General features: G+C 65.1%; 19 protein-coding genes. 6 read left to right on the top strand and 13 right to left on the bottom strand.

What is annotated here, in order from left to right; translation table 11 throughout:
* The first annotated feature begins 2 nt into the window (after nt 1-2).
* On the top strand, nt 3-4,475 hold the full coding sequence (locus LOY54_RS05425; protein WP_258609705.1) for a hemagglutinin repeat-containing protein: 4,473 nt from the start codon (nt 3-5) through the stop codon (nt 4,473-4,475).
* Between the two features lie 13 nt (nt 4,476-4,488).
* Here the strand turns inward: LOY54_RS05425 and gspN are convergent, their stop codons facing one another.
* Genes gspN through LOY54_RS05365 form a run of 12 tightly spaced genes read right to left on the bottom strand, consistent with a single transcriptional unit; the run spans nt 4,489 to nt 15,129 of the window.
* Nucleotides 4,489-5,136, bottom strand: a complete 648-nt coding sequence (gspN, locus tag LOY54_RS05420) for a type II secretion system protein N (RefSeq protein ID WP_258609703.1) — start codon at nt 5,134-5,136, stop codon at nt 4,489-4,491.
* The gene (gene gspM / locus LOY54_RS05415) at nt 5,133-5,519 is read right to left on the bottom strand and encodes a type II secretion system protein GspM (protein WP_213602260.1); all 387 of its coding nucleotides are present in this window, start codon (nt 5,517-5,519) and stop codon (nt 5,133-5,135) included. The genes gspN and gspM overlap by 4 nt, the downstream gene beginning before the upstream one ends.
* Nucleotides 5,516-6,625, bottom strand: a complete 1,110-nt coding sequence (locus LOY54_RS05410) for a type II secretion system protein GspL (protein ID WP_258609701.1) — start codon at nt 6,623-6,625, stop codon at nt 5,516-5,518. The genes gspM and LOY54_RS05410 overlap by 4 nt, the downstream gene beginning before the upstream one ends.
* On the bottom strand, nt 6,625-7,212 hold the full coding sequence (locus tag LOY54_RS05405) for a type II secretion system protein GspJ (protein ID WP_258609691.1): 588 nt from the start codon (nt 7,210-7,212) through the stop codon (nt 6,625-6,627). The genes LOY54_RS05410 and LOY54_RS05405 overlap by 1 nt, the downstream gene beginning before the upstream one ends.
* Nucleotides 7,209-7,577 carry a type II secretion system protein GspI gene (locus tag LOY54_RS05400; protein ID WP_258609689.1) on the bottom strand — a complete coding sequence of 123 codons (369 nt, stop codon included), beginning with the start codon at nt 7,575-7,577 and terminating at the stop codon, nt 7,209-7,211. Before LOY54_RS05400 ends, LOY54_RS05405 begins: the two co-directional genes overlap by 4 nt.
* A complete protein-coding gene (locus LOY54_RS05395; RefSeq protein ID WP_258609687.1) occupies nt 7,574-8,008 on the bottom strand; it encodes a prepilin-type N-terminal cleavage/methylation domain-containing protein in 435 nt (144 codons plus the stop codon). Before LOY54_RS05395 ends, LOY54_RS05400 begins: the two co-directional genes overlap by 4 nt.
* A gap of 2 nt (nt 8,009-8,010) precedes the next feature.
* Complete coding sequence (gene gspG, locus LOY54_RS05390) at nt 8,011-8,445, bottom strand: type II secretion system major pseudopilin GspG (protein ID WP_195885781.1); 435 nt, start codon at nt 8,443-8,445, stop codon at nt 8,011-8,013.
* A 14-nt stretch (nt 8,446-8,459) separates the two neighbouring features.
* Nucleotides 8,460-9,662 carry a type II secretion system inner membrane protein GspF gene (gspF, locus tag LOY54_RS05385; RefSeq protein WP_258609685.1) on the bottom strand — a complete coding sequence of 401 codons (1,203 nt, stop codon included), beginning with the start codon at nt 9,660-9,662 and terminating at the stop codon, nt 8,460-8,462.
* A 3-nt stretch (nt 9,663-9,665) separates the two neighbouring features.
* The gene (locus LOY54_RS05380; RefSeq protein ID WP_195885956.1) at nt 9,666-11,114 is read right to left on the bottom strand and encodes a GspE/PulE family protein; all 1,449 of its coding nucleotides are present in this window, start codon (nt 11,112-11,114) and stop codon (nt 9,666-9,668) included.
* 5 nt (nt 11,115-11,119) lie between these two features.
* Nucleotides 11,120-13,072: a type II secretion system secretin GspD gene (gene gspD, locus LOY54_RS05375; RefSeq protein ID WP_258609683.1), complete on the bottom strand. Its 1,953-nt coding sequence runs from the start codon at nt 13,070-13,072 to the stop codon at nt 11,120-11,122.
* Between the two features lie 3 nt (nt 13,073-13,075).
* The gene (locus tag LOY54_RS05370) at nt 13,076-13,501 is read right to left on the bottom strand and encodes a pilus assembly protein PilZ (protein ID WP_258609673.1); all 426 of its coding nucleotides are present in this window, start codon (nt 13,499-13,501) and stop codon (nt 13,076-13,078) included.
* Nucleotides 13,498-15,129, bottom strand: coding sequence for a lipoprotein UxpA (locus tag LOY54_RS05365; RefSeq protein WP_258609671.1), 1,632 nt, complete (start codon nt 15,127-15,129; stop codon nt 13,498-13,500). The genes LOY54_RS05370 and LOY54_RS05365 overlap by 4 nt, the downstream gene beginning before the upstream one ends.
* Nucleotides 15,130-15,366: 237 nt before the next feature.
* Between LOY54_RS05365 and LOY54_RS05360 the strand changes: the two genes are divergently transcribed.
* On the top strand, nt 15,367-17,415 hold the full coding sequence (locus tag LOY54_RS05360) for a PhoX family phosphatase (protein WP_258609667.1): 2,049 nt from the start codon (nt 15,367-15,369) through the stop codon (nt 17,413-17,415).
* Between the two features lie 24 nt (nt 17,416-17,439).
* Here LOY54_RS05360 and gspK read toward each other — a convergent pair whose 3' ends face one another.
* Entirely contained in the window at nt 17,440-18,405 is a 966-nt protein-coding gene (gspK, locus tag LOY54_RS05355; RefSeq protein WP_258609665.1) for a type II secretion system minor pseudopilin GspK, read from the bottom strand.
* Between the two features lie 143 nt (nt 18,406-18,548).
* Between gspK and tatA the strand changes: the two genes are divergently transcribed.
* The 4 genes from tatA to LOY54_RS05335 all read left to right on the top strand — a co-directional run bounded on the left by tatA (nt 18,549) and on the right by LOY54_RS05335 (nt 21,434).
* Nucleotides 18,549-18,773: a twin-arginine translocase TatA/TatE family subunit gene (gene tatA, locus LOY54_RS05350; RefSeq protein WP_258609663.1), complete on the top strand. Its 225-nt coding sequence runs from the start codon at nt 18,549-18,551 to the stop codon at nt 18,771-18,773.
* Entirely contained in the window at nt 18,773-19,051 is a 279-nt protein-coding gene (gene tatB, locus LOY54_RS05345; protein ID WP_258609662.1) for a Sec-independent protein translocase protein TatB, read from the top strand. Before tatA ends, tatB begins: the two co-directional genes overlap by 1 nt.
* Complete coding sequence (tatC, locus tag LOY54_RS05340; RefSeq protein WP_045196498.1) at nt 19,051-19,830, top strand: twin-arginine translocase subunit TatC; 780 nt, start codon at nt 19,051-19,053, stop codon at nt 19,828-19,830. Before tatB ends, tatC begins: the two co-directional genes overlap by 1 nt.
* 92 nt (nt 19,831-19,922) lie before the next feature.
* Nucleotides 19,923-21,434 carry a Fic family protein gene (locus LOY54_RS05335; protein ID WP_258609658.1) on the top strand — a complete coding sequence of 504 codons (1,512 nt, stop codon included), beginning with the start codon at nt 19,923-19,925 and terminating at the stop codon, nt 21,432-21,434.
* Nucleotides 21,435-21,492 lie beyond the last annotated feature (58 nt).

The following is a 21,492-nucleotide window of genomic DNA, read 5'->3' as shown; positions in this document are numbered from 1 at the left end:
TGATGCCCAAGACGCCCTCCCCCGCTGTACAACGGCGCAGGCTCAATCGCCTGCGCTGGATAATCGCCCTGAGCCTGATGAGCCCGGGCATTGGCCTTGCCGCAAACGGCCTGCAAGCGGCAGCCGGGGTTGCCGGTACGCCGCTGATCACCGATCGGCACGGTGTACCGGTGATCGATATTGTCGCGCCCAACGCCAGTGGCCTGTCGCACAACCAGTTTCTCGATTACAACGTCAACAAATCCGGGTTGGTGTTGAACAACGCCCTGCAGACCGGGCAATCGCAACTGGCCGGCGCCCTGGCCGCCAACCCGCAGTTTCAGGGCCAGGCCGCCTCGACCATTCTCAATGAAGTGATCAGCCGCAACGCCTCGCGCATTGCCGGCCCACAGGAAATCTTCGGTCGCCCGGCCGACTACATCCTGGCCAACCCCAATGGCATCACCCTCAACGGTGGCAGCTTCATCAATACCACCCGTGCAGGCTTTCTGGTCGGTACGGTCGAGCTGCAAGACCAGCGCCTCAAGTACCTCGATACCCGTACCGCCAGCGGCACCCTGGAGGTCCTCGGCGCCGGCCAGAGCAACCACTACGGAGCTCTCGAACTGATCGCCCCACGCATCGACAGCCGCGGCACGCTCGCGGCGCGCGACGACTTGAACCTGGTGGTCGGGCGCAACCGCATCGACGCCACCGACGGCCAGGTCATCGAGCACCTGGCGGCGCCGGCTGGCAGTATCGATGCCAGCCTGTTTGGCGCCATGCAAGCCGGGCGCATCCGTATCCTCAGCACTGCGGCAGGCGCCGGTGTGCGCATGGCCAGCAGCCAGTTGCAAGCCCGCGACGGGATCGCCATAGACGCTGCCGGCACCTTGGAGATCAGCGCCGTACGCGCCCAGGCGCAACAGGTAAACATCAAGGCCGGCAAGAACCTCACCCTCGATGCCCAAGCGCGGGAAAGCATCAGCCGCGAACAGCAGAACCGCAAAGAAAAGTGGGGGCTCATCACCACCGAAACCTACGAGCGCGAAAGCACCCGCACCGAGCGCCAACAGGTCGGCAGCCAGATCAAGGCCAGCCAGGACATCAACCTGCAGGCGGGCGGCGACCTGCGCATGGTCGCCACCAGCGTCGAGGCCGGTGGCGACCTGTCGGTCAAGGCGGGCCAGAACCTGACCATCAGCGCCGGCGTCGACAGCCTGCAGGTCGATGAAAAAATCCGCCACCGCAAACATCTGTGGCGCGGTGACAAGGACAGCAGCAGCTACCAGGAAAGCGCCAAGGCCAGTGTTCTGTCCGGCCAGCAGGTTTCCCTGGCGTCCAAAGGCAACACGCAGATACTGGGCAGCGCCCTGAGCAGCGCCGGCGACATGAACCTTAAGGCCGGCAAGCTGGAGGTCGCCAGCATCGCACTGAGCAACGACGAAAACACCCGCAACTACAGTGGCGACCTGGTCTCCGGCAGCTTCTTCGGCAAGAACGGCCAGACCGAAGCCAAGGGCCAACAGGGTAGCGCCAGTAACCTTCAAGCTGAAGGTGCATTGACCGTGGTGGCTGACCAGGTGCAAATCAAAGGCTCAAAGGTGCAAGCCAAAGGCGATGCACTGTTGCTCAGTGAAAAAGCCCGGTTGTCGGTCGAAGCGACACACAACCAGGCCAGCGTCGAGCAACGCGAGAGCGATAGCAAACTGTTCGGCCTGATCGCCGAAAACAGCCAGCGCCAGGAACACCGCCAGCAAGTGCTAAGCAGCGACCTGGCCTCTGCAAGCAACCTGCGCCTGGCCAGCGCCGATGACCTGCAGGTGATCGGCTCAAGGCTCGAGGCCGGCAAGCAATTGCACCTGCAGGCGCAAAACGCCATCGATGTGCGCAGCGCCGAACAACTGCAGACCGTCAGCGAACAAAACCGGCAACAGGGCTTCACTGCCAATGCCAGCCAGACCCAGGACGCCATCGACGGCAAGCCCGACTCGCACCAGTACACGGCTTCGGTGGGTTACGCCGTGGTCAACACCGACACGCAGGCATCCCACCTCAAGCAGGTTGCCAGCGAGCTCAAGGGCGCAGGCGTTGCACTTGAAAGTGCTAAAGCCATCGACATCACGGGCTCCAGCATTGAGGCGCTCGCCGGTGACCTTCAGTTGGATGGTCGCACTGTCACCGTAAGCGCAGCTCGCGAGCTACAGTCGCAGCAGACCACCACCGGCGAAAGTGGCGGCGGCCTGCGGGTCAGTGGCGGCATCGATGCTGTTGGCAGCGCCTTCAAAGGCTACTACAGGCGCCAGGAGGTCGATGAACGCGCAAGCCAGGCGCAACGCAGCAGCCTGAGCGCCACTGGCGATCTGCGCGTGACTGCCGACACGCTGGTCAACGAGGCTGCCCGCCTGACAGCTGGCCGGTCGCTGGAGCTGCAGGCCGGCAGCGTGGACAATCGCGCCGTCGACGATACCCGCGAATCAAAACAGACCCAGACCCACTGGCAAGCCAGCCTCGGCGCCAGCCTGGTGTACAAGGACCTGACTCGCCCGGTGGAGAACCTGGTCACCGGTAAAGAAGCCAGTCGCTTCCAGCAGGCATCAATCGAAGACGCCCTGGCCCCGCCAACGCTGGGCGCTGATCTTGAGTTCAAACACCTCAATCGCGAGCAAACCACGCGCAGCAGCACCGCGCAGGTCACCGAACTCACGGGCCAGCGTATCAACCTCAAGGCCGGCAGCCTCGACGATGCCGGCACCCAGTACCGGGCCAGCCAGGGGCCTTTGTCGATCCAGGCGCAAAACCACCGCTTCGTCGCCGCCCAGGACAGCACCAGCACACGTGTCGAACGCCTGGATGTGGACGCTGCGGTGCGCGTCGAAACCAGCACCGGCAGCGATATCAACCTGCGTCTTTCCGGCAAGGGTGGCTCGCTGCTGACCGACAACAGCACGCAAACCGCACGCCCTGGCAGCCTCTATGGGCAAACCGGCATCCAGGTGCAACTGGGCAGTGACGGCCTGTACGAAGGCACGCGCTTCAATGCCGGCGACGGCTCGCTTGAAATAACGGCCAAGGGTGACCTGAGCCTTGCCCAGGCCAACGATCAACAGCGCCAACAGTTGAACAAACTCGACGGCAACGGCTGGTTCAAGGCAGGCAACGCACCGGCGGGCAGTGCCCTGGAGTTTCGCGGCTACCTTGACCAGAGCAAACTGGACAGTCTCGATACCCAGGCCCGCGTGGTAGAGATAGACGCCAAAGTCAAAGTGCAACTGCAGGCCGGTGGTGCCCTCGAACTTGTGGGGGGGCGCATCGGCAGCAGCGCGGCCAAGGTCGCCGATATCGAGCTGCAAAGCGCGGGTGCGCTGAAAGTCAGCGCTGCCACTGATACCCACAAGGCTCAAGGCAGCAACATCGGCGGCGGCCTGGAATTGCTCGGTAAAAGCACCAGCAATGGCAAAGGCGGTGGCCTGGGTGGCCACTTCGGCACGGGCCGGGTCGATGAAGCCAGTACCACGGCCAGCGGGGCCAACTGGTTTGCCAGGGAGCAACTGCTGTTGAGCAGCACCGCCAGTCAGGACGATGCGCTGACGCTGCAAGGCGTCAAAGCCTCGGCAAACCGGGTCGCCATCAGCGCCAGCGAAGGCGGCGTGCTGATCGAGGCCGCAGGCAGCAGCGAACGGCGCAACAACCTCGACATCACCGCCGGTGCCGGCCTTAACGCCGCGCCAGGGGCGACCGCGAAAGAGGCCAAACGCGGGCTGTATGCCCGCGGGCAGGTGAACATCGACAACGCCGACAATCTCACCTTCGCCAACAGCCAATGGCGCGCCGGCCAGATCAGCCTGGCCAGCCTGAGCGACACGCGCCTTGACGGTGTGCGCCTGGATGCCGGGCGCATCGACGGCCAGGTCGGCGGCGACCTGCACGTCGCCAGCCGCCAGGACCGGGTCAATCAGTTGAACGTGCAGGTGGATGCGCGCTTGAGCCAGGAAAAGAACCCACAGGGCTATATCAACGCCGCCAACGCGGTGGCCGGCCCGCTGGCTGACAAGGTCGGTAAACCGGTCGGCGGCGCGTTGCAGAAAGTCGACCCGAAGACCTCACCCACCTTCACCCTCAAGGTCGAGCACACCCAGCGCGACACCATCGCCAGCCAGAGCGCGCTCAACGGCCGCGACGGCATCGACCTTGAGGTCGGCGGCGCCGTGCGCCTCTCCGGCGCCAGCCTGCAAGCGAACAAGGGCAAGGTGCAGTTGGGCGGTGCCGCCGTCACCGAGCAGAACGTGCAGGGGCGCGATTACTATCGCCAGGTGGGCATCAACGCCTCGAACGCACCGGTCGACCTGGTCAGCGGCCTGATCGATGTCTACGGCTCCGGCGCCAACAGCAACGCAGGAGAAAAGCCGTTGGACCTCGGTTTCCTGCGCACCAGCGGGCATGACCGCAGCACCACTCTGGCCTCGAGCATAACGGAGGGCAGCAAGCCGCGCTGAGGCCGCCTGCCGGTCACCACTTGAGGGTGCGGCTGATGCCGGTTGCATCCGCCTTGAGCCAGCCGGCCGCCAGCAACACCGGGTACAGGGCGGTACCCGGTGTCATCTCGCCCTGCAGCTTCGCGCGCCGGGCGAGCAGGTCGGCATCCAGCTCGGCCTGATGCTGCCCCTGCAACTGCAACCGCGCCAGCAGATGCATGCCTGCCGAGCAATCAATGCGCACCTGGCCCGCCCCAAGGGGCACCGACCAGGGCGCGTCCATGGCCAGACCGTCGACGCTGATCTGGCCCTGGCTGCCTCGGCACTGTCGACCGCTACCCTGCACATCGATCCGTCCGCTCCACTCACCCGTCAGCCGATAGGACGAAGGCGTCGTGAGTGTAGGCTGCATTGGCGCTACTGCCGCCCGCCAGTTCCACGGCCAGCCAGCGACCTGTACCTGCCAGCTTTGCCCCTGGAACCCAAGCTCGACCTGCGCCTGCAGACGCCAGGGCTGCCAGTGCCAAGCGACCGGCCCCACCTGCCCCAGCCGTTGCGCCTGGCCTTGCCAGAGGCTGCCGAAGACGCCTTCAGCGGCAACGGGTGCGAGCAGCCAGTTCGCCGGCAAAGCGGCCGACAGGCTCAACACGAACACCAGGGCGAACCAGCCCGCGCGCTTCATTGTTGCAACTCCAGCTCGAAGCTCATACCTGACTCGCCCTGCTCCAGCGACCAGCGCAGCGGGCGCACGCCTTCGCGCTGTACAGCCAGTAGCCAGCGCTGCACACCTTGCTCATCGGCGGCACGGCCCTTGATCTGCCAACTGTGGTTTTCTGCCAGCACTTCATTGAGGGCAATACTGTGTGCCTGCGCCGATTGCTGCAGTTGCTCGGCACTGAAGCGCGTCTGCACCTGCAGGCTGGCCGCCGAGCGGGCCAGGGCTTGCCACTGCCGTGCGTCCTGCAAGCGCGCCGTGCCTTCACGAACGATCAAGGTGACAAGCAATACGCCTACCATCACCCAGGCTGCCGGCATCAACCAGCGGCGCTGCAGCCATGCACTCATGAGACAGCTCCCAGGTCGAACACCAGTTGCAGTTGGCCTTCGCCCGTGCTTGCTGCAACCGCCACGCCAACCTGCCGGGCGATGGCCTGCCAGGTTGCCACCTCGGGTGCCTGGTCGCCACGCAGGCGCAGGGTCCAGCGTTGTCCGTCAAAGCCACTGGCGCTGACATGCCAACCGGGTTGTGCCTGCAACCATTGCTGCACCGCCATCTGCAACTGCTCGATCTGACGCAGGCGCACGTGGCGATCCGCCTCGGCCTGGCGCTGACGCTTGAGGAGCTGGGCTGCCTGGCGAGGTGAAGTGACCGGCCCGGTGACCGCCACCACTTGCGCCTTGTAGACCTCGTTCTGGCGCCATTGCTGGGCCAGCCACAGGCCGCTGCAGACCAGCCCCAACAGCGCGCAGGCGGCCATCAGGCGCCATTGCCCGGGGGCCATGGCAACGCGCAACCGCATCTGCCGCGCCGGGTGCAGAGCAAACAGGCTGGGCAAAGGCTCCAACGCGGCCAACCGCGCTGGCCAGGCCCCTTCAAACATTTCGGGTTGCAGGCTTGGCCAGGGAGCCGGCAAGTTCGATCCAAGCAGCGTCGGCCAGGCCAGCCAATGCTGGCGTGAGAGTTCGGTTACCCCCTTGAGCAACAGCAGGTCCGGGCTGCGCTGCCAGCACAGGGCGGTACCCGCTGGAGTGTCTGCCAGCAACTGAAACTCTGCCCAGCAGCGCTCGACGCTCAAGCCCCAGTCGGCGCACTGGCTCAACCATTGTTCGAGCAAAGCCTGATCGACGCTGACCAGCTCCAGTTGATTGCCCTGACGTGAAACACAGCCACAACGAATCGACTCGGCCGGTTGCAGCAAACGCTCTTCAAGCAGCAAAGGCCACTCATCACGCTTGAGCCCCGGCGGCGCCGCAAGCTGGCTATGGCTGCAGTGGTTACCGGGCAGAATCAGCGCCACGCGCGCGCCGTCCGGGCTGGGCGGTTCGCCCTCGCCGGCTTCGCGCCTGCCGTCGGCCAGGCGTATCCAGCTCCAGGGCGCTTGCCCCACACCAGGGCGCAGCAGCAACCAGTTGCTTTCGCGTGGCGTTTGCCAGCGTTCAAGCCATTTCATCAGGGTGCCTCCGGCAGGGCGAAGGTACAGACATAAGGTGCTCCATCACGCTTGAACTCAAGGCGCACACCGCGATCCGGGGCGGACCGCTCGGCAGAAGGAAAGGCCAGCCAGCGGCCCGATTGAAAAAACCCAAAGCTTGGCGCCGTGACCTGATCGAGCTGTTCACGTTGACGCCATTGAGGCTTACCCACCGCATACAGGTCGGACGAGGTTTCCAGCAGCAGGCGTTGCCCGCGTGCGTCGTAGCTCAGGCGCTGACGCTGCAGGCGCGAGCCGCCCTCGGCTTGCGGCCAGGCACTGCGCGCCACCCATTGCAACTGCAGGGTGGCGGGTTGCCAGTCGAGCCAGTTGATCGCCAGGGGCAGGCGTTGCTCATAGAGCTGGCGCAACACCGTGGAGTCGAAACGCCGCTCCAGGGCCAGGCAGAAATCCAGCACCGGCGAGCCCTGGGCAGGTTGCTGCAAGCGCTCGCGCATACCGGCCCAGGCATTGACCAGCGCCGCCAGCAAGATCCCCAGCACCGCGGTCAGGGCCAGGGCCACCAGCAGTTCAAGCAGGGTCAGGCCCTGCTGGCGGCGCTTCATGGACGCACCAGAAAGATTCGGTACTGGCCGAGCGGATCGCGTCCGTCTCGGTCGGCAAACAGGTGCAATTGCCCTCGGCGCAGGTTGCGCACGCCGGTCGAGGTCAACTGCAGTTGCCAGTGACACTGGTCATCGCCTTGCTGCAATTGCCCGGCGGCGCTGCTTTGCAGCGGCCAGAACCGCTCGACGGCAAACCGCGCCTGCAGCTCGCGCGCACAGAACACCCCCAGGCGGTGGTGCTGCACGCTCTGCTGCACCGCCAGGCGCTGGCGCAACACCTGGCTGGTCATGATTGCCAGGGCGGCGGCAATCCCCAGGGCCACCGTCACCTCAAGCAGGGTGAAGCCGCGTTGTGCGCGCTTCACAGCGGCGCCCTGTGCAACTGGCCGGCGCTGCTCCATTGCCAACGCTGGGTGCCTTCGGGCCAATGCCAGTTCAAGGTGGCGCTGCGGGCAAGCCCGGAGGGCGTGAACACCAGGCGTGGCTCGCGGCTGGCAGGCCAGTCGGCTTGCAGCGTTGCCGGCCAGTCAGCGAAATCGACGGGCTCGACCTGCCAGCGCTCGGCGACCCGGCGGACAAATTCGGGGCGGCTGCCATTCCAGCGCAAGCCGCGAATCTCCCCCCCGTGTAGCGCCAGCTCAGCCTGCTGGCGGCTGGCTCCGGCCAGGCGCTCAAGGGCCTGCTGCACCGGCGCCTTGCCGCTGTCGAGCCAGGCAATGCTCAAGGTACTCATCAGCCCGGCGATCAGCAGCACCACAAGCATCTCCAGCAGGGTAAAACCACGCTCGCTGTGCATCCTTAAAGGTTCCAGTTACCCAGGTCGGCATCGATACCTTCGCCGCCCTCGACGCCGTCGGCGCCCAACGAGTAGATATCGATGCGCCCGTGCTGGCCGGGGGCGCGGTACTGATAGGCAGTGCCCCAGGGGTCCTGCGGCAGGCGGCGGATGTAACCGTCGGCGCGCCAGGCGCGTGGCAGCGGCTCTGCCGTCGGTTTGCTGACCAGCGCCGCCAGGCCCTGCTCGGCCGAAGGGAAACGCAGGTTGTCGAGACGGTACATGTCCAGCGCCTGCTCCAGGGTCGACAGGTCGGCCATGACCTTCTGCTTCATGGCCTTGTCCTGGCTGCCGAGCACGCTTGGGGCGACCACGGCGATCAACAGGCCGATGATGAAGATCACCACCATGATTTCCATCAGGGTAAAACCGCGCTGACGCGCGCGTGGGCTGTGCATGGTCTTGCTCCTTTTCAAAGTGTCCGGCCCTGGTTGAGCTGCATGATCGGCAACAGCACGGCGAGAACGATGAACAGCACCACCGCGCCCATCACCAGGATCATCAGCGGCTCGAACAAGGCCATGGCGCTGTCGACCTGGCGGGCGAAGCCACGCTCCTGGTTGTCGGCGACCCGTTCGAGCATGTCTGGCAAGGTGCCGCTGGCTTCGCCACTGGCGACCATGTTCAGCAGCAACGGCGGGAAGTGGCCACTGGCATCCAGCGCCCGGTGCAGGCTGACCCCGCCCTGCACATCGCTGCTGACCCGTTGCAGGGCCAGGTGGATGCGCCGGTTGTTGACCGTGGCCGTGGCCACTTGCAGGGCTTCAAGCAGCGGTACGCCGCTGCCGCATAGAATCGCCAGGCTGCGCGACAGCCGCGCGCTCTCCAGCACCGCCAGCAAGTTGCCGATCCGCGGCAGGCGCAGCAGCAAGTCATCGCGGCGCAAACGCCAGTGCGGGCGGCGCAACAGCCAGGCGCCGAGCAGCGAGGCCGACACAGCGCCGAGCAGCAACCACGGCCCGAGCAACACCAGCAAGTCGCTGATACCGATCAGCAGCGAAGTGATCCACGGCAGACTCTGCCCGGAGTGAGCGAACTGCTCGGTAAGCTTGGGCACCACGAAAGTCATCAGGCCAACCACCACCGCCAGCGACACCCCCATCAACACGCAGGGGTAGATCAGCGCCGTAAGTGCCTTGTGCTGTTGACGTTGAACCTGTTCGAGGTGCTCGGCCAGGCGTTCCAGCACCTGGGCCAGGCGCCCGGAACGCTCGCCGGCCTCGACCAGCGCGCAGTACAAACCGCAGAACAGCCCGCCCTGGCGCGCCAGGCTGCGGGCCAGGCTCAGGCCTTCGGCGAGCGATCCGCGCACCGCCACCAGCAGGTTGCGCAGGGCCGGTTCCACCAGTTGCCGCTCCAGGGTCGCCAGGGCATCCACCAAGGGAATGCCGGCGCCGGTGAGGGTCGCCAGTTGCCGGGTCAGCTCGCACAACTGGGCGCGGTTGACCCGCTGGCGGCGCGGCTGTTGAGTGGCCGCATCGTGGCGTTGCAACTGCCGGGTGAACAGCCCTTGCTCACGCAACAGCTGGCGGGCATGGCGCTCGCTGTCGGCCTGGATACTGGCCTTGCGTGCGCGGCCGCTGAGGTCGACCGCTTGGTAACGAAAGGTCGGCATGGGTTAGCCCTGCACCGCGCGCAGCACTTCGGCGAGGCTGGTATCGCCGCGGCGCAGGCACTCGCTGGCCATGCCGGCAAGGCTCTGGCGGCGCCCGGCCAGATGCTCGTGCATGGCTACTTCACTGGCGCCGTCGTACAGCAGGGCGATCAGCCCGGCGTCCAGCTCGATGAATTCGTACAGACCGAGCCGGCCACGATAGCCGCTGCCCTGGCACTGCTCGCAACCGACGGCATGGAAGGTCTCGCTCAGCTCCGCCAGCTCCGGCCACAGCTGCCGCTCAGCCGCCTGCAAGGGTTGCGGCCGCGCACAGCTGCACAGGCGCCGCACCAGGCGCTGGGCCATGACCCCGCGCAGGCACGAGGCGATCAGGAACGGCTCGATACCCATGTCACGCAGGCGCGTCACCGCCCCCACGGCGCTGTTGGTGTGCAGGGTCGAGAGCACCAGGTGGCCGGTGAGGCTGGCTTGCACGGCGATCTGCGCGGTCTCGCGGTCGCGGATTTCGCCGAGCATGATCACGTCCGGGTCCTGGCGCAGGATCGCCCGCAGGCCGGTGGCGAAGGTCAGCCCGGCGCGGGGGTTGATGGCGGTCTGGCCGATGCCGGCGATGGCGTATTCGACCGGGTCTTCGACGGTGAGGATGTTGCGGCTGCCATCGTTGAGGCTGTTGAGGCTGGCGTACAGCGTGGTGGTCTTGCCCGAACCGGTCGGCCCGGTGCTCAGGACGATACCGTTGGGCCGCGCCAGGCAGCCACGCAAGCCCTGCTCCACCGCTGCCGGCATGCCGAGGTTGACCAGCGCCAGCAGGCTGGCCTGCTTGTCGAGCACACGCATCACCACCCGCTCGCCGTGGATGCCGGGCAGGGTCGAGACCCGCACGTCCACCTCGCGCCCGGCTGCGCGCAGGGTGATGCGCCCATCCTGAGGCTGGCGTTTCTCGGCGATGTCCAGGCGGGCCATGACCTTGATCCGCGACACCAGCATCGCCGACAGCGCGCGTGGCGGGCGCAGCACTTCGCGCAAATGGCCGTCGACGCGCAGGCGCACCACCAGGCTCTGCTCGAAGGTCTCGATATGAATGTCCGAGGCTTGCAGGCGCAAAGCCTGGGCAAACAGGCCGTTAATCAGGCGAATCACCGGCGCTTCGTCGTCGCTTTCGAGCAGGTCTTCGATGCGCGGCATTTCGCTCATCAGGCCGTCGAGGTCGACCTGTTCACCGATGCCCTCGATCAGCGCGGCGGTGGCGCCTTCACCGGCCTGGTACAGCTGGCCCAGGCGGCTGTCGAAACTGGCGCTGTCGAGGTGGCAGACTTCGTCCGGCTGACCCTGCACGCGCAGCAGCTCCTGCAATTGATCGCTGTCGACATCGCTGCGCAGCCACAGGCTCCAGCCCGTCGCCAAAGGCGCCACGGCAAGGCCGGCCTGGCGGGCCAGGCGATAGGGCAACAACTCCATCACCAGACACCCTCGTCCAGGCGCTGACGGCTGGCCGGAAAGGCTTGCAGCAGCTTGCCGTCATCGCTGATGGCCGGCAGCTTCAGAGCAGTGTCCTGCTGCAGGTTGCGGTATTTCTCGGTGCTCAGGCTGGCCAGGCTCGGGCCGTCGCGCAGGATGCGTGGGCGAATGAACACCATCAGGTTCTGCTTCACGCCCTGGTGGCCGGAGGAACTGAACAGCCGCCCCAGCCAGGGAATATCACCGAGCAACGGCACTTTCTGATTACTCGAGGTGACCTCGTCGCTGATCAGCCCGCCAAGGATCACCAGGCCGTTATCCTCGACCATGACCTTGGTCTTGATCTCGCGCTTGTTGGTGATCACATCGCTGGCCGAAGCGTTGTCGGCAATCGACGAGACCTCCTGGACGATGTCCAGGCGCACGGTGTTGTCGATGTTGATCTGCGGCTTGATGCGCAGCTTGACCCCGACTTCCTTGCGCTCGATGGTCTGGTACGGGTTGGTGTTGTCCTGGGTCACGGAGCCGGTGACGAAGGGCACTTCCTGGCCGACCAGGATCGACGCTTCGGCGTTGTCCAGGGTCAGCAGGGTTGGCGTCGACAACAGATTGAAGCCGCTTTTGCTCTTCAGCGCATTGACCAGCACGGCGAAGTTGAAACCGCCGCCGAAGTTGCCAAAGCCTGCGGTCAGGCCGTTGGTGCCTGACAGCAGTTTGGCCAGCGCAGCGTTGTCCTTGCCCGCTGCAGCCCCGGCGATGGCGGCGATGCTCGGGCCGCTGCTGCCGAAGTTGACCGTGCCGGCGCCGAACTTCTCATCGGCGAACAGCCACTGCACCCCCAGCTCTTCGGCGCGTGAATCCGAGACCTCGGCAATGATCGCCTCGACCACCACCTGCGCGCGGCGCACGTCCAGTTGCTCGACGATGTTGCGATAAGCCGCCAGCTCGCTGTCGGGGCCGACCATGACCACGGCGTTAGTGCCTTCTTCATATTCCAGGCGAATCCCCGAGCTGCTTACCGGCATCGGCGCCTTGTCGTCCTTGCCGCCCTCGCCGCTTGCGGCCGGCAGGCTGTCCTGGCTGAGGCTGCGCAGTACCTTGACCACTTCGCTGGCATTGGCGTGGCGCAGGTAGATCACCTGGGTGTTGGAGCTGCGCAGGTTATCGCCGGGGCGGTCCAGTTGCGCCAACAAGGCGCGCACCCGCTCACGGCTGTCGGCACTGCCGCGCACCAACAGCGCATTGCTGCGTGGGTCGGCCACCACCTGGGCGCTGTCGGCGCCCTGCTCGCGGGCCAGCAACTGGCTGATCAACTTGCTGGTGTCGTTAGCGCTGGCATGCTGCAGCGGCATGACCTGCATCGGCTCGTCACTGACCTGGTCGAGCTGCAGCAGCAGGCTGTCGATGCGTTCCAGGTTGCTGCGCCAGTCGGTGATCACCAGCAGGTTGGCCGCAGGGTACGGGGTGATCACCCCGACCCGGGGATCGATCAGCGGCTTGAGGATGCCCAGCAATTGCTCGCTGGCGGCGTTGCGTACATTGAACACGCGGGTGGCGACCCCGTCGCTGCCTTGCGCCGGTTTGCCCGCCGTCTCCACCGGTACCGGCTCAAGCCGCGCGGCCTGGTCGGGGACGATCTTGACGCTGCCGTTGGGCAGGTCGACGGCGGCGAAACCCTGGGCGCGCAACTGGGCCAGGAAGATGTCGTAGATCGCTTCGCTGTCGTGGCGATCGACCGTGCGCACGGTGACCTTACCTTTCACCCGTGGATCGACGATGAAGGTGGTGCCGGTAATTTGCGAGACGCTGTCGATGAACTCGCTCAGTTCAGTGTCGACGAAATTGACTTCGTACAACGGCGTCTCGTTGTCATCCAGCGCCACCGGCTCTTCGGCCCAGGCCAGGTTGAGGCCCAGGCTCAGCACGCTGGCCAGGCAGAGTCTTGCGATCATCATTCATCCTTGGCGCTTGAAGCCGGTCACGGCAGGCCGTGGCGGCCAGGGCAGGCGTTCGCGCCGCCCCTGGTTGTCGAAAATCAGGCCCTGGTCATCGATGCTCTCCAGCACGATGCCCGGCGCCAGGCGCTGGCCACGGCGCATGCTGCGCGTGGCCTGGCCGTAACGCAGCACCACCACCGTGGCGCTGAGCGGCACGGCCCGCAAGCCGCCCAGGTACTCCAGCGGTAAACGGGTCAGCGGCACCTCACCGCTGTCGGCCTGGGCCTGCCAGTGGCCGACCATCAGGCCCGGTAAAGGCGTTGCTTGCTGGACCTCAGCCACCGCCGGCAGCGGCGTGCGGCTGAGCTGCAAAACACACTGGGCGGCAAGCCAGGCGGCCAGGGTCAGCAGCGCGCCGCGGAACAGGCGCGAGGCGCGGATCACGCGCTCAACTCACGGGGATGCCAACCGGGATGGCCCTGGACATAGCGCAGCTGCGGCAATTGCAACGCTGGCAATTGCCAGTCGGCTGGCTGCTGCGCCAGCCAGGCCTCGACCCGTTGCCACAGCGGCTCGCCACTGCTGGAGGCGTACTGCAGGCCGAAGGTGCGGCACTGCCCCTGGGTTTCGCTGAAGCCCGAGACGCGCTTGCCGCTCGGGCTGTAGCTCAACTGCCAGGGCTGGCCCAGCCAGCGCGGCAGGTCCTGGCTGTTGTCGAGCAATAGCGGGTCACCGAACAACTGCTCGGCGGCGTTTTCCAGCACCTGCTCGACTTGCCGCGCAGGCGCCTCGACCACCGGCGCCGGGTAGCTGCCGGTCAGGCTGATCAGGTGTTCGCGGGTGATGGCCTGGCCGGCAGCCAGGGGGCTGTCGTAGCGCAGGCCTGGGAGCAACACCGGGTAGCCGCTGTCGGCGGCCAGGGCCAGGTGCAGCAGGCGGTCCCAACTGCCACCGCGGGTATCACGGCGCCACAGTGCCTGCGGTGCGCGCGCCAGGGGTTGATCGAGCCAGGCGGCGTGACCGGCGCGTTGCTGCGCCAGCACACCACGGATCTGCGCGGCGCGGGCCTGGGCGCCAGGGGTAAGGCTGCTTTCGAAGGCCGGATGAAAATGCGCGCTGAATTGCCATTGCCCAGCGCTTCGCTGGCAGCGCACCTGGAAGGCGCCGCAAGCGCGATTGCCAGCGAACAGCACCGGCACGCGCTTGCCACTGGCTTGCAGCACGGTCACCGGCTCAGGCCAGAAGTCCTGGCCACGGGCGCACAGCAGCAGGTCGGCATCGCTCAGGCGTTCGGCCAGCCACAGGCCGGGGCCGGTGCCGACATCGGCCAGGGCGATCACCAGGTCTGCCTGCCCGCGGGCTTGTTCGAAGGCCGGCAGCAGCGACTGGTACCACTGCTTGAGCGAGGCTTTCTGGTCCTGGGCATAGGGGTCGGTGATGCCGACCACGGCGACCCGCACACCACCACGGCGAAACACTGTAAAGGCTGCAGCACCCAGCGCGGTTCCCTGTTCCGCAGCCAGGCCGGCGCCCAGCACGGGCTTGCCATATTGCCGATAAAGGCCGGTGCAACGCTGCGGCCACAGCACCCGCTCATCGCTGCTGACCCGCACGTCACTGGCCAGCAACTGGCTGCCTTCAACACCGCTACCCCCCTGGGTCAGATAGGCCAGGCCGCTGCCATTCCAGCCCTGACCGTTTTCCAGAGTCAGGCAATTGTCAGTCCCGGCGCCTTGGCGCAGTTGCTCGAGCAAGGCCGCCAGCACCGCGTAGCCGCCGGTGCGCACGCCATCGGCGAGGCTGGCGTCGAGCAGCGGGTTGAGTTCGGCGCGGGCCTGGCGGGCGCTGGCGCCGGTCATCCAGGGCGCCTGGCCGAGGTGGGTGACCGGCCCCAGGCGCGTGGCCGGGACCACCGGGTTACCGGCCTGGCGGGCATCGAGGGTGTCAGCGAAATACAGCACATCGAGCGCCGCGTCGTTGCCGGCCGACGTCCCGCCCAGGCCCGCGCAGGCCGTGAGCAGCGGCGCCGCAGCGCCAACGCCGATCCAGTTCAACACTTCCCGTCTGTGCATGTTCAGCCTGTCCCGTCGCCTTCGCGCTTGTTGGTTGTCGGGCCGGGATATTGGGGCGCCTGGATTACAGTTTGATGGCAGTTAATCGACAGCCAGGGCAAAACCTCAGGCAAATCAGGTGGTAACGATTTATTTCCTTCAACGCCTTTTAACAAAACTGCCAATCAATCATCACACTTGCTCACTAAAGTCCCGGTTTCTTTCACGCCGCATCATTGAACAAAAGGAACTGAACTGATGAGTCGAGACACCGGCGACAACCTGAACCGCAACCAGAGTGGCAACCTGCCCATGGACAGCGTTCTGGAGTCTTACCTGAGCCGCCGCAGCGTGGTACGCGGCGGCCTGGGCGCCGCGATCGCGATGATTGCCGGGACTGGCCTGACGGGCTGCTTCGACAGCAGCGACTCGGATGACGATGAACCTGTAGTCGAGCCGCCAACCCCGCCGAAACTGAAGCTCGGCTTCACTTCAATCCCAGGCTCGCGCACCGACGCCTGCGTGGTCGCCGCCGGCTACACTGCTTACGTCCTGGCGCCCTGGGGCACGCCGCTGAACAGCAGCGCCAACCCATGGAAAGCCGACGGTAGCAACACCGCCGCCGACCAGGCCAACTCGGTGGGCATGCACCATGACGGCATGCACTTCTTCCCCATCAACGGCAGCTCCGAAGACGGTTTGCTGGCGATCAACCACGAATACATCGACGCCGACGCCCTGCACCCCAACGGCCCGACCAGCGACAGCAGCGGCAAACGCCCGGTCGAGGAAGTGCGCAAGGAAATCAACGCCCATGGCGCCGGGGTGATCCGCCTGAAGAAAGTCAGCGGCCGCTGGCAGGTGGTCGACAACGACCCGCTCAACCGCCGCTTCACCACCGCCACGGTGATGAACATCGCAGGCCCCCTGCGCGGCAGCGAGCACGTCAAGACGCGCTTCTCGAAAAACGGCACCCAGGCCCGCGGCACCAACAACAACTGCGGCAACGGCTACACCCCGTGGGGCACCTACCTGACCTGCGAAGAGAACTGGCCGGGGATTTTCGTCAACACCAGCGCCACCCTGCCGGCCGACCAGAAGCGCATTGGCGTCGGCACCAAGGCCGGTAACTACAAGTGGGAAAGCGTCGCCGGTGACCCAAGCGAAGTGGACGGTGAATTCAGCCGCTTCAACGTCACCCCGAGCGGCGCCAACGCCACCGAGGACTTCCGTAACGAAGCCAGCACCTACGGCTACATCGTCGAGATCGACCCGTACACGGCCAATACCCTTGCGGTAAAACGCACCGCGCTCGGGCGCTTCCGCCACGAGGGCTGCTGCCCGGGGCTGCCGGTGGTGGGCAAGCCGCTGGTCTGGTACATGGGCGACGACTCCAACAACGAGTACCTGTACAAATTCGTCTCCAGCGCGCTGTGGGAAGCCGCCGATGCCAACCCGGCCGACCGCCTGGCCACCGGCAACAAGTACATGGACCAGGGCAAGCTGTACGTCGCCCGCTTCAATGCCGACGGCTCGGGCGTGTGGCTGCTGCTCGACGTCAACACCCCGACCAGCAGCGGCAAGACCCTGGGCTCGATCTACGGCGACCTGCCGGGGATCATCCTCAACACCCGCGGCGCTGCCGACGCCCTCGGCGCGACGCCGATGGACCGCCCGGAATGGACCACGGTCAACCCGCTCAATGGCGACGTGTACCTGACCCTGACCAACAACAGCGCACGCACCGCGGCCAAGGTCGATGCCGCCAACCCGCGCGGGCCGAACCGCCACGGCCATATCATCCGCTGGCACGACAGCGACGATCAGTTGAGCTTCAGCTGGGATATCTTCGTGTTTGGCGCCAACGCCGCCGGCACTGCCGACATCAACCGCTCGGGCCTGACCGAACTCAACCAGTTCGCCAGCCCCGACGGCATGAGCTTCGATAGCCGCGGCATTCTCTGGTTCCAGACCGACAACGGTGAAAAAACCCTGACCGACTACACCAACGACCAGATGCTGGCGGTGATCCCCACCGACCTGGTCGATGCCGCAGGCAAGCAGGTGCCGGTCAACGCCAAGAACCAGGTCGACCTGCGCCGCTTCTTCGTCGGCCCCAACGGCTGCGAAGTCACCGGCATTGCCTTCACCCCCGACAACAAGTCGATCTTCGTCAACATCCAGCACCCGGACAACTGGCCGTCCACGGATGTTGCCACCACCGTTACCCCGGCCGGCACCAAGGTGCGGCCACGGGCCTCGACCGTGGTGATCCAGCGTGCCGATGGCGGTGAAATCGGCGTGTAACCCAAGCCTCGCTCGGCGCAGCCCTTACCAGGGTTGCGGCGAGCGGCTGATCACCTGCACCTGCTGGACCGGCACCAGCGCGTGCCACTGCACGATCCCGCGTGCGCGCAGTTGAAACTCGCTGCGCATCTTCTGCCCGTCCTGTTCGAATTCCAACTGCAAGGCAAAGTCACCGCTGTTGAGCAGCAAGCCTTCGCTCAACCGTGCGAATGTTGCGTCGTCCATCGCCCCCAGTGCCTGGCGCAACGCACCCGCATCGTGATAGCCGCCAGCAGGCCGGCCGGTGATGATCCGGGTCAGCAGCGAACGTGACACCTCCCCTTCGTACAGCGCTTCAAGCAATGGCAACTGCTCCAGGCTCAAGGCATTGGCGTTCAGCCGCCAGCCGCTGGTCTGCGGCAGCGCGCACAACTGTGGATAGCGTTGCTGGCGGCTGGCATCGGGCTCAAACAGCAGGTTCAGCTCACTCATGTCGACCATCATCTGGTTGGCCGCCAGGCGCGCAGGTGACTGGCGCAGGTACTGGTCGCTGTCGGCGCCGCTGAGTCGGGCCTGGCCGTCGCTGTCGATCCAGTCGGCCAGGGCATCGGTCAAACGTTGCGCGGCCATGTCATCGCCCAGCAGGTAGCGCAATTGCCGTGCGGCCCGTTCGCTCTCTTCGCCAATCAGCGCGTTGACGTTGAAACAGCTGTGCAAGTCGCGGATGCGCAAGGCCGCCGAGCCGCCGGCAAAGGCATAAGACAGCGGCTGCCCGCGCAGCGCCTGCCAGAACAGCGGGCTGGCGCGCCAGGCCGGGTCTTTCAGGGCCTGCTCGGCAAACGCCAGGCCGGCGGTTTCCATGGCCCTGGCCTGCACCCGTTGCTGCACCAGGCGCACGCTGTCGATCTGCTGGCGACCGTCCTGCACCAGCCAGGTCAGGCCGCCTGCGAGCATCGCCAGCACCACCAGCACCATCAACAGCGCCGCTCCTTGTTGCCGCTTCGCACCCATGAACTGCACATCCCTAGCCAATGAGCCGTCAGTCAACACAACGGATGTTGCAGGTACATGGCAAATACAGCTGCACGTCACTTTTGCGTCACAAAGCGCAGGCAGGATAAGGCCTTCTTTTTCATGAGCTTGGAGCGTTTTTCATGGGTGGTATCGGGATCTGGCAGTTGCTTATCGTGTTGGTGATCGTGTTCATGCTGTTCGGCACCAAGCGCCTCAAGGGCCTGGGTGCAGACGTCGGCGAGGCGATCCAGGGCTTTCGCAAATCCATGGGCAACGGCCCGGCCGCGGACGAGGCCGTAAGCCCGGTCAAACCCCAGGCGCCGCTGCAGGCCGACAGCGTGCAGCAAGCGGAACACCAGCGCTGATGTTCGAAGTCGGCTTTACCGAACTGCTGCTGGTGGCCATCGTCGCCCTGCTGGTGCTCGGCCCCGAGCGCCTGCCGGCGGCGGCGCGCACCCTGGGCCGCGGCATGGGGCAGGCCAAGCGTGCCATGGCCTCGATCAAGGCCCAGGTCGAGCGCGAACTGGACACCCAGGCCCTGAGCCAGGAACTCGATGCCCTGCCCTTGCAGCGCCTTGAACAGGACCTGCGCCGCGGCGTCAGCCTGCAGCCGGACCACAGTCCAACCAGTGGAAACCCCTGATGAACACAGCAAGCCAAGACTGCGCCATGCCGCTCACCGCTCACCTGCGCGAACTGCGCAGGCGCCTGGTGCGCTGCCTGCTGGCCATCGCCGTGGTATTCCTCGGCCTGTTGCCGTTTGCCCAGACCCTGTACACCCAGGTCTCGGAACCGCTGCGCCGCTACCTGCCCGAAGGCGCGAGCATGATCGCCACCAGCGTCACCTCGCCGTTCCTCGCGCCGTTCAAACTGACCCTGATGGCGGCGCTGTTCGTCGCCATGCCGGTGCTGCTGCACCAGGCCTGGAGCTTCATTGCCCCGGCGATGTACCGCCAGGAACGGCGCATCGCCCTGCCGCTGCTGGTGTCGAGCATCGTGCTGTTCTACTCGGGCATGGCCTTCGCCTTCTTCGTGGTCTTTCCGATGATGTTCGGCTTCTTTGCCAGCGTCACCCCGGATGGCGTGGCGATGATGACCGACATCGGCCTGTACCTGGACTTCATTCTTGCCCTGTTCCTGGCCTTTGGCCTGGCGTTCGAAATCCCGGTGGCGACCTTCATCATCGTCTGGGCCGGGGTCACCGACGTCGGTACCCTGCGCAAAAGCCGCCCTTACGTGATCGTCGGCTGCTTCGTCGTCGGCATGCTCCTGACTCCGCCGGATGTGTTCTCGCAAACCCTGCTGGCGGTGCCGATGTGGATCTTGTTTGAGGTCGGTTTGCTGGCCTGTGCGGCGGTCGAGCGCAAAGAACAGCGCACAATGCCAGTAAGCCTTCAGGCCTCAAATGAGCCTGGCAACTAAAGAAAAAATCGGCATACTCGAGAAATCTGAAGATTTTCATGGGCCAGTGAAGAAAATCCTGGCCTTTGAAACCGAAAAACAGGATTTCCGGCATGCAAGCGGTTGGCTACGCCCATCTTCATCAGCAGCTTCAACTGACGGTAGTACCGCTGCAGCTACCGGCTGTCGTTCAGCCGGTTACGCGTATCCAGCAAATCGGTACCACCCTGGCCGTACCCGCCGCCATTGCCCCTGCGGCCAACGACTTGCTGGGTCATGCGCTGTTTGCCCTGAAGCACGAAGGGATCAACCTTGCGATATTGGCCCAGGCGTTGCCGAAGATCCCCGCCGAAGCATTCGAAGATGCCCTGCGCTCAACACCCAACGGGATATACATCCGTAAGGCCTGCTATTTACGCGAGGCGTTCTCTGGCGAGTTGCTGAAGCAGCAAGCTCCGGTCCGTGGCCCTTTCGTGGACCTTTTCGATCCTGAACACTACATCACCAAGCCTGGGGAGCGAAGCTCCAGGTGGCGGGTCGAGTTCAATGGCCTCGGTTCACTGGCTTACTGCGCCACAGTCGAACGTACGCCGCACATCAAAGCCCTGCTCGACTATGACATTCCAGCACGCGCCAGGGCGTTCATGCAGTCGCTGCCGCCCATCATGATGGACCGCGCCATCAACTGGGCGTACTTGCACGAAACCAAGGACTCTTTCGCCATCGAACGGGAAGCGCCCAGTGAAGACAAATCGCGCAAGTTCATACAGTTGCTGCGCCAGGCCCACGAACGCCAGCCGCTAACCGAGGACTATCTGGTCGCCTTGCAGAACGCCACGATCAGCAACCCGTATGACATGGCTGGCGCCTTCAGACATGAACAGAACCATCTTGCCGGTGCCCTGCAAGGCGCTGCGGGTGTGACCTACGTTCCTCCCCCAGCGGAGCTCTGCCGGGAGCTGATGGAATCATTGATGCACTTTGCCAATGAAGATGCCGCCCGCACCGATCCACTGGTGGCAGCCGGGATCATCTCCTTCGGCTTTGTCCTGCTCCATCCCTTCATGGATGGTAACGGTCGGCTTTCCCGCTTCCTGATCCATCAGACATTGTGCCGGGCCGGCGCGCTGGACAACGGCCTGTTGCTTCCCGTGTCGGTTGCCATGAAACGGAACGAGCGAGGATACCTGCAAGCACTGCAGAGCTTCTCCCGACCCGTGAGGGATTTTTGGGATGTCCAGTGGATTGACTTCGGGCAGTTGAACTTCCACTTCCGTGGTGATGCGGCCGTCTACCGTTACTGGGATGCGACGCCTTGCGTGGCCTTCACCCTGGAAATGGCCAAGCATGCGCTTGAAGTGGAACTGCGCGAAGAAACGACCTTCCTGGCCTGTTTCGATAGCGTTTACAAAGCCGTCGACGAGCAATTTGACGTGCGCGGCAGCGAGCTTTCGAATCTGGTCATGATGTGCCTGACCAATGGCGGTGTCGTGTCCAGGCACAGGCGCAAGCAGTTTCAATACACGGTTCCCGCCCACGTATTCGATTTTATCGAACAGGCGGCACAACAAGCCCTGGCTGGCCAGCAGTCTGAGGTTGAGTCGATTGATGACGACGCAAAATGAAACAGGCTGACAAGTGGTATTGACGTGGCATGCAAGTGGTATTAAATTTTTAATACCA

Origin of the sequence: Pseudomonas sp. B21-032 (genome assembly GCF_024748965.1) — a bacterium.
Taxonomy (GTDB): Bacteria; Pseudomonadota; Gammaproteobacteria; order Pseudomonadales; family Pseudomonadaceae; genus Aquipseudomonas.
The sequence above is the reverse complement of the archived record's forward strand: the minus strand, read 5'-3'. Positions and strand labels throughout refer to the sequence as shown.

What these genes read in the sequence shown, in the direction of transcription:
- LOY54_RS05425 (WP_258609705.1), top strand. Translation starts at nt 3, where the DNA reads ATGCCCAAGACGCCCTCCCCCGCTGTACAACGGCGCAGGCTCAATCGC.
- gspN (WP_258609703.1), bottom strand. Translation starts at nt 5,136, where the DNA reads ATGAAGCGCGCGGGCTGGTTCGCCCTGGTGTTCGTGTTGAGCCTGTCG.
- gspM (WP_213602260.1), bottom strand. Translation starts at nt 5,519, where the DNA reads ATGAGTGCATGGCTGCAGCGCCGCTGGTTGATGCCGGCAGCCTGGGTG.
- LOY54_RS05410 (WP_258609701.1), bottom strand. Translation starts at nt 6,625, where the DNA reads ATGAAATGGCTTGAACGCTGGCAAACGCCACGCGAAAGCAACTGGTTG.
- LOY54_RS05405 (WP_258609691.1), bottom strand. Translation starts at nt 7,212, where the DNA reads ATGAAGCGCCGCCAGCAGGGCCTGACCCTGCTTGAACTGCTGGTGGCC.
- LOY54_RS05395 (WP_258609687.1), bottom strand. Translation starts at nt 8,008, where the DNA reads ATGCACAGCGAGCGTGGTTTTACCCTGCTGGAGATGCTTGTGGTGCTG.
- gspG (WP_195885781.1), bottom strand. Translation starts at nt 8,445, where the DNA reads ATGCACAGCCCACGCGCGCGTCAGCGCGGTTTTACCCTGATGGAAATC.
- gspF (WP_258609685.1), bottom strand. Translation starts at nt 9,662, where the DNA reads ATGCCGACCTTTCGTTACCAAGCGGTCGACCTCAGCGGCCGCGCACGC.
- gspD (WP_258609683.1), bottom strand. Translation starts at nt 13,072, where the DNA reads ATGATCGCAAGACTCTGCCTGGCCAGCGTGCTGAGCCTGGGCCTCAAC.
- LOY54_RS05365 (WP_258609671.1), bottom strand. Translation starts at nt 15,129, where the DNA reads ATGCACAGACGGGAAGTGTTGAACTGGATCGGCGTTGGCGCTGCGGCG.
- LOY54_RS05360 (WP_258609667.1), top strand. Translation starts at nt 15,367, where the DNA reads ATGAGTCGAGACACCGGCGACAACCTGAACCGCAACCAGAGTGGCAAC.
- gspK (WP_258609665.1), bottom strand. Translation starts at nt 18,405, where the DNA reads ATGGGTGCGAAGCGGCAACAAGGAGCGGCGCTGTTGATGGTGCTGGTG.
- tatA (WP_258609663.1), top strand. Translation starts at nt 18,549, where the DNA reads ATGGGTGGTATCGGGATCTGGCAGTTGCTTATCGTGTTGGTGATCGTG.
- tatB (WP_258609662.1), top strand. Translation starts at nt 18,773, where the DNA reads ATGTTCGAAGTCGGCTTTACCGAACTGCTGCTGGTGGCCATCGTCGCC.
- tatC (WP_045196498.1), top strand. Translation starts at nt 19,051, where the DNA reads ATGAACACAGCAAGCCAAGACTGCGCCATGCCGCTCACCGCTCACCTG.
- LOY54_RS05335 (WP_258609658.1), top strand. Translation starts at nt 19,923, where the DNA reads ATGCAAGCGGTTGGCTACGCCCATCTTCATCAGCAGCTTCAACTGACG.